Origin of the sequence: Streptomyces sp. SLBN-8D4 (assembly GCF_049739545.1) — a bacterium.
GTDB lineage: Bacteria > Actinomycetota > Actinomycetes > Streptomycetales > Streptomycetaceae > Streptomyces > Streptomyces canus_C.
The window spans coordinates 1,565,553-1,580,507 of the sequence record NZ_JBMGQC010000001.1 but is presented as its reverse complement, the minus strand read 5'-3'; the positions used below and the strand labels follow the sequence as shown (position 1 = coordinate 1,580,507).

General features: G+C 70.4%; 15 protein-coding genes. 11 read left to right on the top strand and 4 right to left on the bottom strand.

What is annotated here, in order from left to right; genetic code table 11:
* Positions 1–90 precede the first annotated feature (90 nt).
* On the top strand, positions 91–1,113 hold the full coding sequence (locus RKD20_RS07305) for an alpha/beta fold hydrolase (protein ID WP_424876979.1): 1,023 nt from the start codon (positions 91–93) through the stop codon (positions 1,111–1,113).
* Positions 1,114–1,142: 29 nt separating this feature from the next.
* On the opposite strand, the gene RKD20_RS07300 is transcribed toward RKD20_RS07305, so the two are convergent.
* Together RKD20_RS07300 and RKD20_RS07295 are read right to left on the bottom strand one after the other, a co-directional pair.
* Positions 1,143–1,673 carry a hypothetical protein gene (locus RKD20_RS07300; protein ID WP_028808437.1) on the bottom strand — a complete coding sequence of 177 codons (531 nt, stop codon included), beginning with the start codon at positions 1,671–1,673 and terminating at the stop codon, positions 1,143–1,145.
* Positions 1,674–1,705: 32 nt separating this feature from the next.
* The gene (locus RKD20_RS07295) at positions 1,706–2,362 is read right to left on the bottom strand and encodes a helix-turn-helix domain-containing protein (protein ID WP_007386039.1); all 657 of its coding nucleotides are present in this window, start codon (positions 2,360–2,362) and stop codon (positions 1,706–1,708) included.
* 224 nt (positions 2,363–2,586) lie between these two features.
* On the opposite strand from RKD20_RS07295, the gene RKD20_RS07290 reads away from it, so the two are divergent.
* Complete coding sequence (locus tag RKD20_RS07290; protein ID WP_424876978.1) at positions 2,587–3,237, top strand: hypothetical protein; 651 nt, start codon at positions 2,587–2,589, stop codon at positions 3,235–3,237.
* Between the two features lie 95 nt (positions 3,238–3,332).
* On the opposite strand, the gene RKD20_RS07285 is transcribed toward RKD20_RS07290, so the two are convergent.
* Positions 3,333–4,091 carry a PDC sensor domain-containing protein gene (locus RKD20_RS07285; RefSeq protein WP_424876977.1) on the bottom strand — a complete coding sequence of 253 codons (759 nt, stop codon included), beginning with the start codon at positions 4,089–4,091 and terminating at the stop codon, positions 3,333–3,335.
* A gap of 38 nt (positions 4,092–4,129) precedes the next feature.
* Positions 4,130–4,870, bottom strand: a complete 741-nt coding sequence (locus RKD20_RS07280) for a FadR/GntR family transcriptional regulator (protein ID WP_424876976.1) — start codon at positions 4,868–4,870, stop codon at positions 4,130–4,132.
* 121 nt (positions 4,871–4,991) lie between these two features.
* Here RKD20_RS07280 and RKD20_RS07275 point away from each other — a divergent pair, with 121 nt between their 5' ends.
* The 9 genes from RKD20_RS07275 (at position 4,992) to RKD20_RS07235 (ending at position 14,946) form a co-directional block, all read left to right on the top strand.
* Positions 4,992–6,029 carry an ABC transporter ATP-binding protein gene (locus RKD20_RS07275; RefSeq protein WP_424876975.1) on the top strand — a complete coding sequence of 346 codons (1,038 nt, stop codon included), beginning with the start codon at positions 4,992–4,994 and terminating at the stop codon, positions 6,027–6,029.
* Positions 6,030–6,042: 13 nt separating this feature from the next.
* Positions 6,043–7,251, top strand: coding sequence for an ABC transporter substrate-binding protein (locus RKD20_RS07270; RefSeq protein ID WP_424876974.1), 1,209 nt, complete (start codon positions 6,043–6,045; stop codon positions 7,249–7,251).
* A gap of 3 nt (positions 7,252–7,254) precedes the next feature.
* A complete protein-coding gene (locus RKD20_RS07265) occupies positions 7,255–8,133 on the top strand; it encodes an ABC transporter permease (RefSeq protein ID WP_424876973.1) in 879 nt (292 codons plus the stop codon).
* Positions 8,134–8,144: 11 nt separating this feature from the next.
* Positions 8,145–8,960 (top strand): ABC transporter permease, encoded by an 816-nt coding sequence (locus tag RKD20_RS07260; RefSeq protein ID WP_424876972.1) that lies wholly within the window; start codon positions 8,145–8,147, stop codon positions 8,958–8,960.
* A gap of 70 nt (positions 8,961–9,030) precedes the next feature.
* Complete coding sequence (locus RKD20_RS07255) at positions 9,031–10,026, top strand: LacI family DNA-binding transcriptional regulator (protein ID WP_424876971.1); 996 nt, start codon at positions 9,031–9,033, stop codon at positions 10,024–10,026.
* 133 nt (positions 10,027–10,159) lie between these two features.
* Complete coding sequence (locus tag RKD20_RS07250) at positions 10,160–11,506, top strand: ABC transporter substrate-binding protein (RefSeq protein WP_424876970.1); 1,347 nt, start codon at positions 10,160–10,162, stop codon at positions 11,504–11,506.
* Positions 11,507–11,509: 3 nt separating this feature from the next.
* Positions 11,510–12,466 (top strand): carbohydrate ABC transporter permease, encoded by a 957-nt coding sequence (locus RKD20_RS07245; RefSeq protein ID WP_424876969.1) that lies wholly within the window; start codon positions 11,510–11,512, stop codon positions 12,464–12,466.
* Positions 12,463–13,323: a carbohydrate ABC transporter permease gene (locus RKD20_RS07240; protein WP_424876968.1), complete on the top strand. Its 861-nt coding sequence runs from the start codon at positions 12,463–12,465 to the stop codon at positions 13,321–13,323. The genes RKD20_RS07245 and RKD20_RS07240 overlap by 4 nt, the downstream gene beginning before the upstream one ends.
* A gap of 33 nt (positions 13,324–13,356) precedes the next feature.
* Complete coding sequence (locus tag RKD20_RS07235; protein ID WP_424876967.1) at positions 13,357–14,946, top strand: glycoside hydrolase family 13 protein; 1,590 nt, start codon at positions 13,357–13,359, stop codon at positions 14,944–14,946.
* Positions 14,947–14,955 lie beyond the last annotated feature (9 nt).

Below are 14,955 nucleotides of genomic sequence, written 5' to 3'. Positions count from 1 at the left end.
ACCGAAATCACCGTGCGGAAAGCAGCCCTACGCTGGGAGGAAGGGCTTGCTGCCGCCGTGCGGCGGCCAGGAGAAGGGGAGGGTGAGCACGTGGTCGACGACCCGCTCCGGCGCCCGGTGCGCGCGGTCCGGCTGCGCTCGGTGGGCGACGCGGAACTCGCGTTGCAGTACCGCGTGGTGCACGGTTACCGCCGGGCCTTCCGCAGGGCTGGCGAGGGGCCGCCGCTCGTCCTCATCCACGGCATCGGCGACTCCTCGGCGACCTGGGCCGAACTGATCCCCGACCTCGCCCGCACCCACACCGTGATCGCCCCCGACCTGCTCGGCCACGGCGACTCCGACAAGCCGCGCGCCGACTACTCGGTGGCCGCGTACGCCAACGGCGTCCGTGATCTGCTCACCACCCTCGGCATCGAGTCGGCCACTCTGGTCGGGCACTCGCTGGGCGGGGGAGTGGCCATGCAGTTCGCCTACCAGTTCCCGGAGCGCACCGAGCGGCTCATCCTGGTCAGCGCGGGCGGGGTGGGCCGTGAGGTCAACCCGGTGCTGCGGCTGGTGTCCCTGCCCGGCGCCCACCTGATGCTGTCCTCGCTGCGGCTGCCCGGCATGCGGCTCCAGGTCGGCCTCGCCGTGCGCCTGATGAAGCTCATGGACACCGATCTCGGCCAGGACGCCCCGGACCTGCTGAACCTCGTCGACGCCCTGCCCGACGAGACCGCCCGCAACGCCTTCATCCGCACCCTGCGCGCGGTCGTCGACTGGCGCGGCCAGGTCGTCACCATGCTCGACCGTTGCTATCTCACCGAGGGCATGCCGACCATGCTGCTGTGGGGCGACCGGGACAGCGTGGTGCCCGTACAGCACGCCTTCGGGGCGCACGAGGCGATGCCCGGCAGCCGTCTGGAGATCTTCGAGGGCGCGGGCCACTTCCCCTTCCACACCGACCCGGCCCGGTTCGTCTCCCTGGTCGAGGAGTTCACGGCCACCACGGCCCCGGCGGACTGGAGCCGGGAGCACTGGCGGGAGCTGTTGCGGGAGGGCAACCCCGGGAGCGCGTGGGCACCCGGTGGGGAGCGGGAGCTGAGAGAGGCCAGCGAACGCAGTGCGACCTGACGCCCGGTGAACCCTCAGCCCCTGAACCCTCAGCCCTGCGGCCCCAGATACCCGAGGGAGGCCTCGATCCGCCCCGCCAGCCGGTCCCGCTGCACAGGCCCGCGCAACGGTGAACCCGCGAGCCAGGTACGGCACTTGCTGGCCAGCAGCAGGCCGAAGCTCTCCGCCTCCCGCTCGTCGTCGAGCTCGAAGCGGCTGCGGGCGGCGACCTTGCGGACGGTGGCCTGGAGATCGGCGTCGTCGTGGAGGAGGCGGGCGGCGACCGCGGCGCCCTCGACGTGGTGGGAGCAGTGGCCGGCGTTCATGTGCCACAGCTCGTGGCCGAGGATGACCAACTGGTGGTCGGGGGCGGTGCGTTCCTCGATCACGACGAGGTCCTGGTCGGCCATGTCGAGCCACAGCCCGCTGGCCGTGCCGGGTGGGAAGGGCGCCGTACGGAAGTGGACCGGGCGGCCCCGGCGTCTGCTCATCGCGTCGCACAGGGCGCCGTAGAGGTCCTCGGGCCGTGCCGGGGTGTCGAGTTCCAGCTCCGCCACCAACTCGCCGCTCAGGCGGCGCATGTGCTTACCGATGCCCACAGTTGTCTCCCGGATCAGGACTCGGGCCGCTTGACGCTCTCCAGGAGCATGTCCAGCCACTCGGCGACCTTGTCACGGTGCTGGTCGGTCGGCAGCTGCGCGGCCCGCCAGGCGATCCCGCGCACACCGTGGTCCTGCAGCAGCCGCTCCAGCGGGTCGCGGGCGGCCGCCGCGGCCTCCCGTTCCCGGTCGGCGAGCTTGTGCAGGAGCTCCTGCTCGGTGTGCTGCAGCGCACCCGCGAGCGCCTCGGGGTCCTCGGCCGTGAGGAAGCCGGCGTGCACGCGGAAGAACCGCTGGATGGCGTCGCAGTGCTCCATGGTGGGGCGCCGGTCGCCGTTGATCAGGGCGCCCGCCTGCTGCCGGGACATGCCCGCTCCGTCGGCGATCTCCTGCTGGGTGTACTTGCGCCCGTTCGGCTTGAGCCGGGTGCGGCGCAGCAGGTCGAGCCGCTGCAGGAACCGCGCCTGGACGTCCGGTTCACCCGCCGGGCGACCGCTCAGCAGGGCCTTGACCACGGGTTCGGGGACGCCGGAGGCGACGGACAGCCGACCGGTGTCGAAGACCTGCGCGTGCGGCACGCCGAGCCGGTCGGCGAGTGCGGTGACGCGGGCGACGACGGCCGTCAGCACGACCGTTGCCGCGTCGTCCGGGCTCTCGAAGCCATCCGACACCGACAGATCTCCTACGTCTCTCACCCGACTTCTCACAGGCGGTCGCCGTGAACTTCCCGGAGAGTAGCCCGTTGTTCGAACTCACATCCAGGTCTCGCCACAACTGTGGCCAATTTCAGCCGTCAACCGCCGCGGAATGCCACGATAGTTGACACGACTCGCTCCGGGACAGCAGGATCAAGGAGCCGCGTGAAGGCCGCATAGGCAAGAGGGGTGACCTCCCGATGGCATATCAGGCAGGTGGGCAGCGGTCGGAACTGCGGCCCGTCCCCGAGGGGCTCGAAGCCCGGGCGTATCTTCAGGACTACGCCACGCTCCTGGAAGCCGTCCCCTTCCCGTCCGTCGTCCTCGACCACCGCTGGGACGTCGTTCTCGCCAACACCGCTTTCGCGTCACTTTTCCGTGCCGTGGGTCCGCATCCGACGGCCATGCCCGGTGACAACTTCCTGCGCTTCGTCCTCTTCCACCCCGACGCGAGCAGCGTCCTCGGCGAGCACGAGTCGCGCTGGTGTCTGCCCATGCTCGCGCACTTCGCGGCCGCGGTGGAGCGGCACGGCCACGACCACGGCCTCCAGGCGATCCGCCGGGACATTGCCCAGGACCCGATCATGGACGCCGCCTACCGGCACGGCCTGCCGCACTGGATCCGCGCGGTCGGCGAAGAAGCCGTGGAGCACGACGGCTCCGTACGCCCGCTCGTCCACCCGGACCCGCGCTGGGGCGCCACCGACTGCCGGATCGTCGACGAGACCCCGCGCACCCTGCGCGACCTGGGCTACACCCGCCTGACGCTGGTGCTCCGCCCGGCTCCCACCAGGCGCCGTCCGCGGCGCGCGGCGGCCCACCTCACGGTGGTACCCACCCCCAAGGCCTGACGGGCACCGTCGGCGTTCAGGTCGTCGACGGCGCCTCGTCAGTAGTCGTCGGTCCCCGTGGAGCAGGGGCGTTCCACGGGGCCGCCCGTCCCGGCTCACTCCGTCACCACCAGCACCAGCGGCACCCCCGCGCAGGGGACCAGCCGCACCCCGCCGGCCCGCGCGGTCCGGCCCGTCGCCAACGCCCCGGCGAAGTCCGGACCCTTGTCGAGGGAACCGACCAGATGCCGCGGATCACTGGACGCGGCGACCCGGCCGCGGGCGTTCACCAGGCGAGCGGGGCCCGGCAGTTGGTGCAGCATCGGCATGACGGCCGCCTCGAAGTGCCGTAGGTACACATCCGCCGCGGCCACTCCGGCGAACCGGCCCCCCATCTCGACCGGCGCCGACAGCGTCAGGCTGTACTCGTCGGAGCAGAGGTAGTCGACGTACGGCCCGGCCACCGCCCGCTCGCCCGTGTCACGGGGGAGTGCGAACCAGTCCCAGTGCGTGTAGTCGGCGTACGCCGAGTGCGCGGGATCCAGGTCGAGCAGCAGGGGCCGTACGTCCCCCTCCGCGCCGGTCTGCCACCACTCCAGCCACGCGGGTACGTCCGTCAGCAGTCCCGGCGCGGCGACGAAGCCGGCACCGGACACCAACGCGTGCCGGGCGAGCCGCAGATGAAGACCCGGGCGCAGGGCGGCCAGGTCGACGGTGGCCGGGCGGCGGCCCTCGGCGGCCACGCGTGCCAGCAGGGCCGTGGTGTCCGCGCGGGTCGCGGCCACGGCGTCGAAGACCGTCTCGACGGCCGAGCGGACCCGCGCCGCGACCGACTCCTCGGGTGCCTTGTCGAGCATTGCCGTCACGAGGCCCATGGCTGCCCTCCAGAGGACGGGGCCGTCGAGCGACGCGGCTACAGCGTCAGACGCAGGGCGATCAGCCGTGCCGTCGACTCCCGGACGCAACGCTCGGCCGGCTCCCTGGCCGATTCGTGGGCCCCATCCTGCACGGCCGAGATGACGAATCGGAGTCGCTCGGACACCTCTTCACGATATTCGCCGTCCCCGAGCACAAGACACAGCAGCGCCCCGACCTCCGTCTGGAGCGCCACCTGCTCCCGCGTCAGGCGCGCCGACTGCGCGGCCGCCGCCAGCTCCACGTGGAAGCGGCCGTAGAGGCGACTGCATGCCGCCGCCTCGTCGGCCTGTTCCAACTCCGCTGCGGTGCGCCGGAGTTGTACGAGGTCCCCGGGTTCCGTGCGCTCGGCCGCGAGCCGCGCCGCGGCACCGGAGAGGGCGGCCCAGTGGTCGCCCAGGTCGCGCAGTTCCTCGGTGCTCCAGCCGCGCAGACGGGCCTTGAGCCGTTCCTCGCCCGGGACTTCGGGCAGCGAGACGAAGGAGCCGCCGCCGCGGCCCCGGCGAGTGGTGACGAGCCCCTGCTGGCGCAGTGCCATCAGGGCCTCCCGCAGGGTTACCGTGGACACCCCGAGCTGACCGGCCAGTTCGCTCTCGCCCGGCAGCTGCTCCCCGTCGCCGAGCAGCCCGAGCTCGATGGCGTCGCCGATCCGCCGCACGACCGCGTCCACCCGTGCCCGGTTGTCGACCGGGGCGAAGACGGCTCTGCGGGCGCCGCCGTCGATGCGCTGCTGATTCACGGCCACCACCTTGCACGTTGACTCAAGCTTTACCCCAAGGGGGCCTTGAGCTTTGAACTATGACTTCATATGTTTTTGTTCAATCGGTCAACGCCCGAGCGAGCCAGAAAGGTTCCCGCCGATGGAGGGAAGCGCGATCCGGCTGTCGGGGCTGCGGAAGTCGTTCGGGGAGACGACCGCCGTCGCCGGGATCGACCTGGAGGTCCGGGACGGGGAGTTCTTCTCGATGCTCGGTCCCTCCGGCTCCGGCAAGACGACGGTCCTGCGCCTGATCGCCGGCTTCGAGACCCCCACCGAGGGCCGCGTCGAGCTCGCCGGGCAGGAGGTCACCGGCCTCGCGCCCTTCGAGCGGGACGTCCACACCGTCTTCCAGGACTACGCCCTCTTCCCGCACATGAGCGTCGAGCAGAACGTCGCCTACGCCCTCAGGGTCCGCGGGGTGCCCAAGGCGGAGCGGCTGGTGCGGGCCCGCAAGGCGCTCGGCGAGGTACGCCTGGAGGGCTTCGGCAGACGCCGGCCGGCCCAGCTCTCGGGCGGGCAGCGCCAGCGTGTCGCCCTCGCCCGGGCGCTGGTCGGCCGTCCCCGGGTGCTGCTGCTGGACGAACCGCTGGGCGCGCTGGACCTGAAGCTGCGGGAGCAGATGCAGGTCGAACTCAAGGCGCTCCAGCGGGACGTCGGGATCACCTTCGTCCTCGTCACCCACGACCAGCAGGAGGCCCTGACGATGAGCGACCGCATCGCCGTCCTCCACCGGGGCCGCGTCGAACAGGTCGGCACCCCGGCCGAGATCTACGAACGGCCCGCGACGCCCTTCGTGGCGTCCTTCGTCGGCACGTCCAACCTCCTCGATGGGGACACCGCCCGGCGGATCGTCGGCGCGCCGGGCACCTTCAGCGTGCGGCCCGAGAAGATCCGGGTGCTGAAGGAGTCCGCGGACTCCGGGGAGCCGGAGCACGCCGGCGTCACCGGGACCGTCGCCGAGGTGGTCTACCTGGGGGACGTCACCCGCTTCCTGGTCGACCTCGACGGTGGCGGCCGCCTCACGGCGCTCCAGCAGAACCTGGAGACGTCGTCCGAGGACGTGGCCGCGTACCGGGGCGCCCGGGTGCGACTGCAATGGCACCGGCGGCACGCTGTCGCGGTGCCCACCACCGGCTGACCCCTTCTCGCGGATGGAGTACGTCGTGCGCCTCACCCTCAAAGCGGCTGCGGCCGTCACCCTCCTGCTCGCCGCCACCGCCTGCGGCTCCTCCGACTCCGGCTCCGGTGCCTCCTCCTCCTCCGGACTCAACCCACCCGACCTCAAGGCGCCCACCGCACTGGGCGCCACCGAGGGGCAGGTCGACCTGATCGCCTGGGCCGGCTATGTCGAGGACGGCTCGAACGACCCCAAGGCCGACTGGGTCAGCGACTTCGAGAAGCAGACCGGCTGCCAGGTCCACTCCAAGACCGCCGCCAGCTCCGACGAGATGGTCAAGCTGATGAAGACGGGCCAGTACGACGCCGTCTCCGCCTCCGGCGACGCCTCCCTGCGCCTCATCGCCTCCGGGGACGCGGCCCCCGTCAACACCGACCTCGTACCCAACTACCGGGACGTCTTCAGCGGGTTGAAGGACGGCGCCTGGAACTCCGTCGACGGGCGGATGTACGGCATCCCGCACGGCCGGGGCGCCAACCTGCTGATGTACAACACCGCGAAGGTCAGCCCGGCCCCGACCTCCTGGTCCGCGGTGTTCGACGACGCGTCCAGGTACAAGGGCCACGTGACGGCGTACGACTCACCGATCTACATCGCCGACGCGGCCCTGTACCTGAAGGCCACCGAGCCCGACCTCGGAATCAAGGACCCCTACGCGCTGGACCAGAAGCAGTTCGACGCCGCCGTGTCGCTGCTCAGGAAGCAGAACGCGAACATCGGGGAGTACTGGAGCGACTACCTCAAGGAGATCTCCGCGTTCAAGAGCGGCGACTCCGTGGTCGGCACCACCTGGCAGGTGATCGCCAACCTCACCGCCGACGAGGGTGCCAAGGTCAAGGCCTTCGTCCCCAAGGAGGGTTCGACCGGCTGGTCCGACACCTGGTTGGTCTCCGCCAAGGCCAAGCACCCCAACTGCGCCTACAAATGGCTCGACTGGATCGTCTCGCCGAAGGTGAACGCCCAGGTCGCCGAGTACTTCGGGGAGGCGCCCGCCAACTCCAAGGCCTGCGAGCTCACCGCTGACAAGAACTTCTGCACGACCTATCACGCCTCCGACGAGAGCTACTGGAAGAACATCGCCTTCTGGAACACGCCCATCGAGCAGTGCCTGGACGGCCGCACGGACGTCAAGTGCGTGCCGTACGCCAAGTGGGTCCAGGCCTGGACCGAGATCAAAGGCTGAGGCGTGGCCCTGCAGACACGAAGCGCGTCGACGCGGACCGCGGGGGCGCTGCACCGCCGCCCCCGCCTGCGGCTCTCCCTGCTCCTCGCGGCCCCGCTGCTGTGGCTGGCGGTGCTCTATCTCGGCTCGCTGACCGTGCTGTTCGTCTCCGCGTTCTGGACGACGAACTCCTTCACCTCCGAGGTGGTGAAGGTCTGGTCGACCGACAACTTCCGCGAGCTGTTCACCACGCCGGTCTACCGGCAGGTGATCCTGCGCAGTGTGGGCGTGGCGCTGGCGGTCACCGTCCTGTGCGCGGTGATCGCCTTCCCGGTCGCCTTCTGCACCGCACGGGTCGCACGGGCCCGGTGGCGGCCGCTGCTGGTCGTCGCAATCCTCACCCCGCTGTGGGCGAGTTACCTGGTCAAGGTGTACGCCTGGCGGCTGATCCTCTCCGAGGGCGGGCTCGCCGACTGGATGCTGAGGCCGTTCGGGCTGAGCGGTCCCGGGTACGGACTGACGGCGGCCGTGCTGACACTGACGTACCTCTGGCTGCCGTACATGATCCTGCCGGTCCACACGGCGCTGGAGCAGCTGCCCGCCAACCTGCTCGACGCTTCGGCGGACCTGGGGGCACGGGCGGGCCGGACCTTCCGCTCGGTGGTCCTCCCGATGGTGCTGCCGTCGGTGGCGGCCGGGTCGGTGTTCACCTTCTCGCTGAGCCTCGGCGACTACATCACCGTGCAGATCGTCGGCGGCAGGAGCCAGCTGATCGGCAACCTCGTCTACTCCAACATCGAACTCAACCTGCCGATGGCGGCCGCGCTCGCCACGGTCCCGGTGGTCGTCATCGTGCTGTACCTGCTGGCCGTGCGCCGCACGGGTGCGCTCAGCAGTCTGTAGAGGAGCCCCTCGTGCAACTCTCCCGTTCGGCGCGGATCGCCCTGCGCGTCGCCGCCGGCCTCGGCTTCGCGGTGATCTACGTCCCGCTCGTGCTCGTCCTCGTCAACTCCCTGAACCCCGACCGGAGCGCGAGCTGGCCGCCGCCGGGCCTGACCCTGCACTGGTGGTCAGTGGCCTGGGAGAACTCCGGCGCGCGAGCCGCCCTGTGGACCTCAGTCAAGGCGGGACTCGGTGCCACGGCGACCGCACTGGTCCTGGGCACGCTCATCGCCTTCGCCGTGGCCCGGCACCGCTTCTTCGGCCGGGACGCCCTGTCCTTCGTGGTCGTCCTGCCGATCGCGCTGCCGGGGATCGTCACGGGCATCGCCCTCAACTCGGCGTTCAGTACGGTCCTCGAGCCGCTGGGCGTCGGCCTCGGCCTGTTCACCGTGGTGGTCGGCCATGCCACCTTCTGCATCGTCATCGTCTTCAACAACGTCGTGGCCCGTCTCCGCCGCACCTCCGGCTCCTACGAGGAGGCCGCCATGGACCTGGGCGCGAACACCTTCCGCGCCTTCGCCGACATCACCTTCCCCCTGGTCCGCTCGGCCCTGCTGGCCGGCGCCCTGCTGGCCTTCGCCCTCTCCTTCGACGAGATCGTGGTGACCACCTTCACCGCGGGCCCGGGCGTCCAGACCCTCCCCCTCTGGATCTTCGACAACATGACCCGCCCGCAACAGGCACCGGTGGTGAACGTGGTGGCGGCCGTGCTCGTGCTGCTGTCCGTGATCCCGATCTACGTCGCCCAACGGCTGTCGGCGGACACGGCGACGGGGGGCCGGGTGTGACCGCAACCTTTCCGTAGCGTCTGACGCGATTACGCAAGTGGCTTGCGTAGCTTGCGCTATTCTTGCGTTCATGACGCGACGACTTGCCGAAGTTGCCAAGAAGGTCGGGGTCAGTGAGGCCACGGTCAGCCGGGTGCTCAACGGCAAGCCGGGGGTCTCCGAGGGCACCCGGCAGGCGGTGCTGTCCGCGCTGGACGTGCTCGGGTACGAGCGGCCCACACAGTTGCGCGGGGAGCGGGCGCGGCTGGTGGGGCTGGTGCTGCCGGAGCTGCAGAACCCGATCTTCCCGGCCTTCGCCGAGGTGATCGGCGGGGCGCTGGCCCAGCTGGGGCTCACGCCGGTGCTGTGCACGCAGACCAAGGGCGGGGTGTCCGAGGCCGACTACGTGGATCTTCTGCTCCAGCAGCAGGTCTCCGGTGTGGTGTTCGCCGGCGGCCTCTACGCCCAGGCGGACGCGCCGCACGACCACTACCGGCGACTCGCCGACCGCAACATCCCGGTGGTGCTGGTCAACGCGTCCATCGACGACCTCGGCTTCCCACGCGTGTCCTGCGACGACGCGGTGGCCGTCGAGCAGGCCTGGCGACACCTCGCTTCCCTCGGGCACGAGCGGATCGGGCTCGTGCTGGGGCCCGCGGACCACGTGCCCTCGGCGCGCAAGCTGGCCGCCGCCCAAGGGCTCGGCGAGCTGCCCGACGAGCACGTCGCGCGGGCCATGTTCTCCATCGAGGGCGGGCACGCGGCGGCCGCCCGGCTCATCGACCGCGGGGTCACCGGCTTCATCTGCGCCAGCGACCCCCTCGCGCTCGGCACCATCCGGGCCGCCCGCCGCAAGGGACTCGACGTGCCGGGCCAGGTGTCGGTCGTCGGCTACGACGACTCCGCCCTGATGAACTGCGTCGAACCCCCGCTGACCACCGTCCGCCAGCCCATCGAGGCCATGGGCCGAGCCGCCGTGGAACTGCTGAACGCGCAGGTCGGCGGCAGTGCCGTACCACCCGAGGAACTGCTCTTCGAGCCCGAACTGGTGGTCCGGGGGTCCACCGCGCAAGCCCCGCGCGGCTGAGATCCACTCCTCTGCCATCGCCTCTGCCATCGCTCTGTCGAATAATTACAGATTCTGCGCGACATCTTGCGGGCCGATGTCGGCGGTGCTTGAGTGTGCGGCGCCCACCGCTCCTGCCACGAGGGGTCCACCGATGAGAAGCACCGGGTACCGCCGTACCTTCGCCGCGCTCAGTCTCTGTTCCCTTGCCCTCGCCGTCTCCGCCTGCGGATCGGGCGACGACACGGCGAGCGGCAAGACCCGCATCACCGTCAACTGCATGCCGCCCAAGAGCGCCAAGGTCGACCGGCAGTTCTTCGAGCAGGACATCGCGTCCTTCGAGAAGCAGCACCCGGACATCGACGTCGTCGCGCACGACGCCTTCCCCTGCCAGGACCCCAAGACCTTCGACGCCAAGCTCGCCGGCGGGCAGATGGAGGACGTCTTCTACACGTACTTCACCGACGCCCGGCACGTCGTCGACATCCACCAGGCCGCCGATCTCACCCCGTACGTCAAGGAGTTGAAGAGCTACGGCACCCTCCAGCAGCAACTCCGCGACATCTACACGGTCGACGGGAAGATCTACGGCATCCCGCGCACCGGCTACTCGATGGGCCTGATCTACAACAAGAAGCTCTTCGAGAAGGCCGGCCTCGACCCCGAGCAACCCCCTGCCACCTGGGAGGAGTTGCGCGCCGACGCCAAGAAGATCGCCGCGCTCGGCGACGGCACCGTCGGGTACGCCGACTACAGCGCCCAGAACCAGGGCGGCTGGCACTTCACGGCCGAGCTGTACTCGCAGGGCGGCGACGTCGTGAGCGCCGACGGCAAGAAGGCCACCATCGACACCCCCGAGGGCCACGCCGTCCTGCAGAACCTCCACGACATGCGCTGGACCGACGACTCCATGGGCAGCAAGCAGCTCCTCGTCATCAACGACGTCCAGCAGATGATGGGTTCGGGCAAGCTCGGCATGTACCTCTCCGCCCCGGACAACATCCCGATCCTGGTCAAGGAGAAGGGCGGCAACTACAAGGACCTCGCCCTCGCCCCCATGCCCGGCGGCAAGGGCACGCTCATCGGCGGCGACGGCTACATGGTCAACAAGAAGGCCAGCCCCGACCAGATCAGGGCCGCCCTGCAATGGCTCGACCACATGTTCCTCACCCCCGGCGCCGGCTTCCTCGGCGACTACGCCCGCGCCAAGAAGGCCGACGCCCCGGTCGGACTGCCCGAACCGCGCCTGTTCTCCGGCGCCGCCGACGCCAAGGACCAGCAGGTCAAGAAGGCCAACGCCAATGTGCCGGTGGAGAACTACCAGGCCTTCCTCGACGGCAACCAGAGCCTGAGGATGAAGATCGAGCCGCCGGACGCCCAGCAGATCTACTCCGTCCTCGACGGTGCCGTCTCCGCCGTCCTCACCAAGAAGGACGCCGACATCGACCAGCTCCTGAAGGACGCCTCCGGCAAGATCGACGGCATCCTGGCCCGGGGCTGACCCGTGAAGACGCTGGAAAGCCCGCCCCGCGAGGCCGTCGGCACAACCCCCGTGCAGGCGCCGTCCCCGGCAGGGGACCGGAGGCGGCGCCGCCTCGCCGACCAGGCCCGCGCCTACGGCTTCCTGCTCGGCGGGCTCGTCTGTTTCGCGCTCTTCTCCTGGTACCCGGCGATCCGCGCCGTCGTGATCGCCTTCCAGAAGTACACGCCGGGCTCCGAGCCCGAGTGGGTCGGCACCGCCAACTTCACCCGTGTCTTGCACGACCCGGAGTTCACCGCCGCCTGGCGCAACACCCTCACCTTCACCCTGCTGGCCCTGCTCATCGGCTTCGCGGTGCCCTTCGTGATGGCGCTGGTGCTCAACGAGCTGAGGCACGCGAGGGCGTTCTTCCGGGTGGTGGTCTACCTGCCCGTCATGATCCCGCCGGTGGTCAGCGCCCTGCTCTGGAAGTGGTTCTACGACCCGGGTGCCGGCCTCGCCAACGAGGTGCTGCGCTTTGTGCACCTGCCCACCTCGAACTGGTCCAACGGCGCCGACACCGCCCTCGTCTCCCTGGTGATCGTGGCGACCTGGGCCAACATGGGCGGCACGGTCCTGATCTACCTGGCCGCCCTGCAGTCCATCCCCGGCGAGCTGTACGAGGCCGCGGAACTGGACGGCGCGAACCTCCTCCAGCGCGTCCGCCATGTGACGGTCCCGCAGACCAGGTTCGTGATCCTGATGCTGATGCTCCTTCAGATCATCGCGACCATGCAGGTGTTCACCGAGCCGTTCGTGATCACCGGCGGCGGCCCGGAGAACGCCACGGTCACCGTCCTCTACCTGATCTACAAGTACGCCTTCCTCTACAACGACTTCGGCGGCGCGTGCGCGCTGAGCGTCATGCTCCTGGTGCTGCTGGGCACCTTCTCCGCCGTGTACCTGCGGCTGACCCGGTCCGCGGAGGGTGATCCCGCATGAGCACCCGCACCCTGATCTCACCGGCGACGCTCGCCCGCCCGCGCGGCAGGGCCGCCTACTGGACCGTTTTCACCGCGGTCGTCGCTCTCTTCGCGCTCGCGTTCCTCTTCCCGGTCTACTGGATGGTCACCGGAGCGGCGAAGTCGCCGGACGAGGTCACGCGGACCCCGCCCACCCTCGTGCCCGAGCACTGGCGCCTCGACGGCTACACCGACGCCTGGGACCTCATGCAGCTCCCGGAGCACCTGTGGAACACGGTGGTCCAGGCCGCCGGCGCCTGGGCGTTCCAGCTGGTCCTGTGCACGGCCGCCGCCTACGCCCTGTCCCGGCTGAAGCCCGTCTTCGGCAAGGTGGTCCTCGGCGGCATCCTCGCCACGCTGATGGTGCCGGCCCAGGCCCTGGTCGTGCCCAAGTACCTGACCGTGGCGGACCTGGGACTGCTGAACGACCCCCTGGCCATCTGGCTGCCGGCCGTCGCCAACGCCTTCAACCTGTACCTGCTCAAGCGGTTCTTCGACCAGATCCCGCGCGATGTGCTGGAGGCCGCCGAGATCGACGGGGCCGGAAAGCTGCGCACCCTGTGGTCGATCGTGCTGCCCATGTCGCGGCCGGTCCTCGGGGTGGTGTCGATCTTCGCCCTGGTCGCCGTCTGGCAGGACTTCCTCTGGCCGCTGATGGTCTTCTCCGACACCGACAAGCAGCCCATCAGCGTGGCACTCGTCCAGCTGTCGCAGAACATCCAACTGACCGTGCTCATCGCCGCGATGGTGATCGCCAGCATCCCGATGGTCGCCCTGTTCCTCGTCTTCCAGCGGCACATCGTCGCCGGGATCAGCGCGGGCAGCACGAAGGGCTGACACCGTCCGTCCGACTGCAGAAGGGAACCCCCCGTGGGACAGCCCGCCGAGTGGTGGCGCTCCGCCGTCATCTACCAGGTCTACGTCCGCAGCTTCGCCGACGGCGACGGGGACGGCACCGGCGACCTCGCAGGAGTGCGTGCCAGGCTGCCGTATCTCGCCGAACTCGGCGTGGACGCGCTGTGGTTCAACCCCTGGTACCTCTCCCCGATGAAGGACGGCGGCTACGACGTCGCCGACTACCGCACCGTCGACCCCGCCTTCGGCACCCTCGCCGAGGCGGAGAAACTCATCGCGGAGGCACGGGAGCTGGGCATCCGCACGATCGTCGACATCGTGCCCAACCACGTCTCCGACCAGCACCCCTGGTTCCGGGCCGCACTCGACGCGGGTCCCGGCAGCCCCGAACGCGAGCTCTTCCACTTCCGGCGCGGCCGCGGGAAGCACGGTGAACTCCCGCCCAACGACTGGCCGTCGCAGTTCGTCGGCTCCGCCGAGCCCGTGTGGACGCGGCTGCCCGACGGCGACTGGTACCTGCATCTGTTCACCCCGCAGCAGCCCGACCTCAACTGGGCCCACCCGGCCGTCCGCCAGGAGCACGAGGACATCCTGCGCTTCTGGTTCGAACGGGGAGTGGCGGGCGTCCGCATCGACTCGGCCGCCCTGCTCGCCAAGGACCCCGAGCTGCCCGACCTCGCCGACGGACCCGGCCCGCACCCCTTCGTCGACCGCGACGAACTCCACGACGTCTACCGCTCCTGGCGGGCCGTGGCCGACGAGTACGACGCGGTCTTCGTCGGCGAGGTCTGGCTCCCGGACACCGAACGCTTCGCCCGCTACCTGCGCCCCGACGAGCTGCACACCGCCTTCAACTTCTCCTTCCTGTCATGTCCGTGGGACGCGGAGCGCCTGCGCACCTCGATCGACACGACCCTCGCCGAACACGCCCCGGTCGGCGCCCCCGCCACCTGGGTGCTGTGCAACCACGACGTCACCCGAACGGTCACCCGCTACGGCCGTGCGGACACGGGATTCGACTTCGCGGCCAAGGCCTTCGGCACCCCGACCGACCTGGCCCTCGGTACCCGGCGCGCCCGCGCGGCGGCCCTGCTCACCCTCGCCCTGCCCGGAGCCGTCTACGTCTACCAGGGCGAGGAGCTCGGCCTGCCCGAGGCGGACATCCCCCGTGACCGCATCGAGGACCCGATGCACTTCCGCTCCGGAGGCACGGACCCGGGGCGGGACGGCTGCCGGGTGCCGCTGCCCTGGGCGGCGAAGGCGCCCTGTGCGGGCTTCGGCTCCCACCAGGAGCCCTGGCTGCCGCAGCCCGCCGACTGGCCGTCGTACGCGGTCGACCGGCAGGCCGTGGATCCCGGATCGATGCTCAGCCTGTACCGCGAGGCCATCCGGATCCGGCCGGTCTTCGGCGAGGGCCCGCTGAGCTGGCTGCCCGCACCCGAGGGCGTCCTCGCCTTCACCCGCGCCGGCGGGGCCCGGTGCGTGGTGAACCTCGCCGACACCCCGGCCGACCTCCCCGCACACGCCGAACTACTTCTCACCAGTGGGCCCTTGGACGCGCAGGGCCGACTGGCGAAGGACACCGCGGTCTGGCTGCGGGGTTGAGACCGCAGC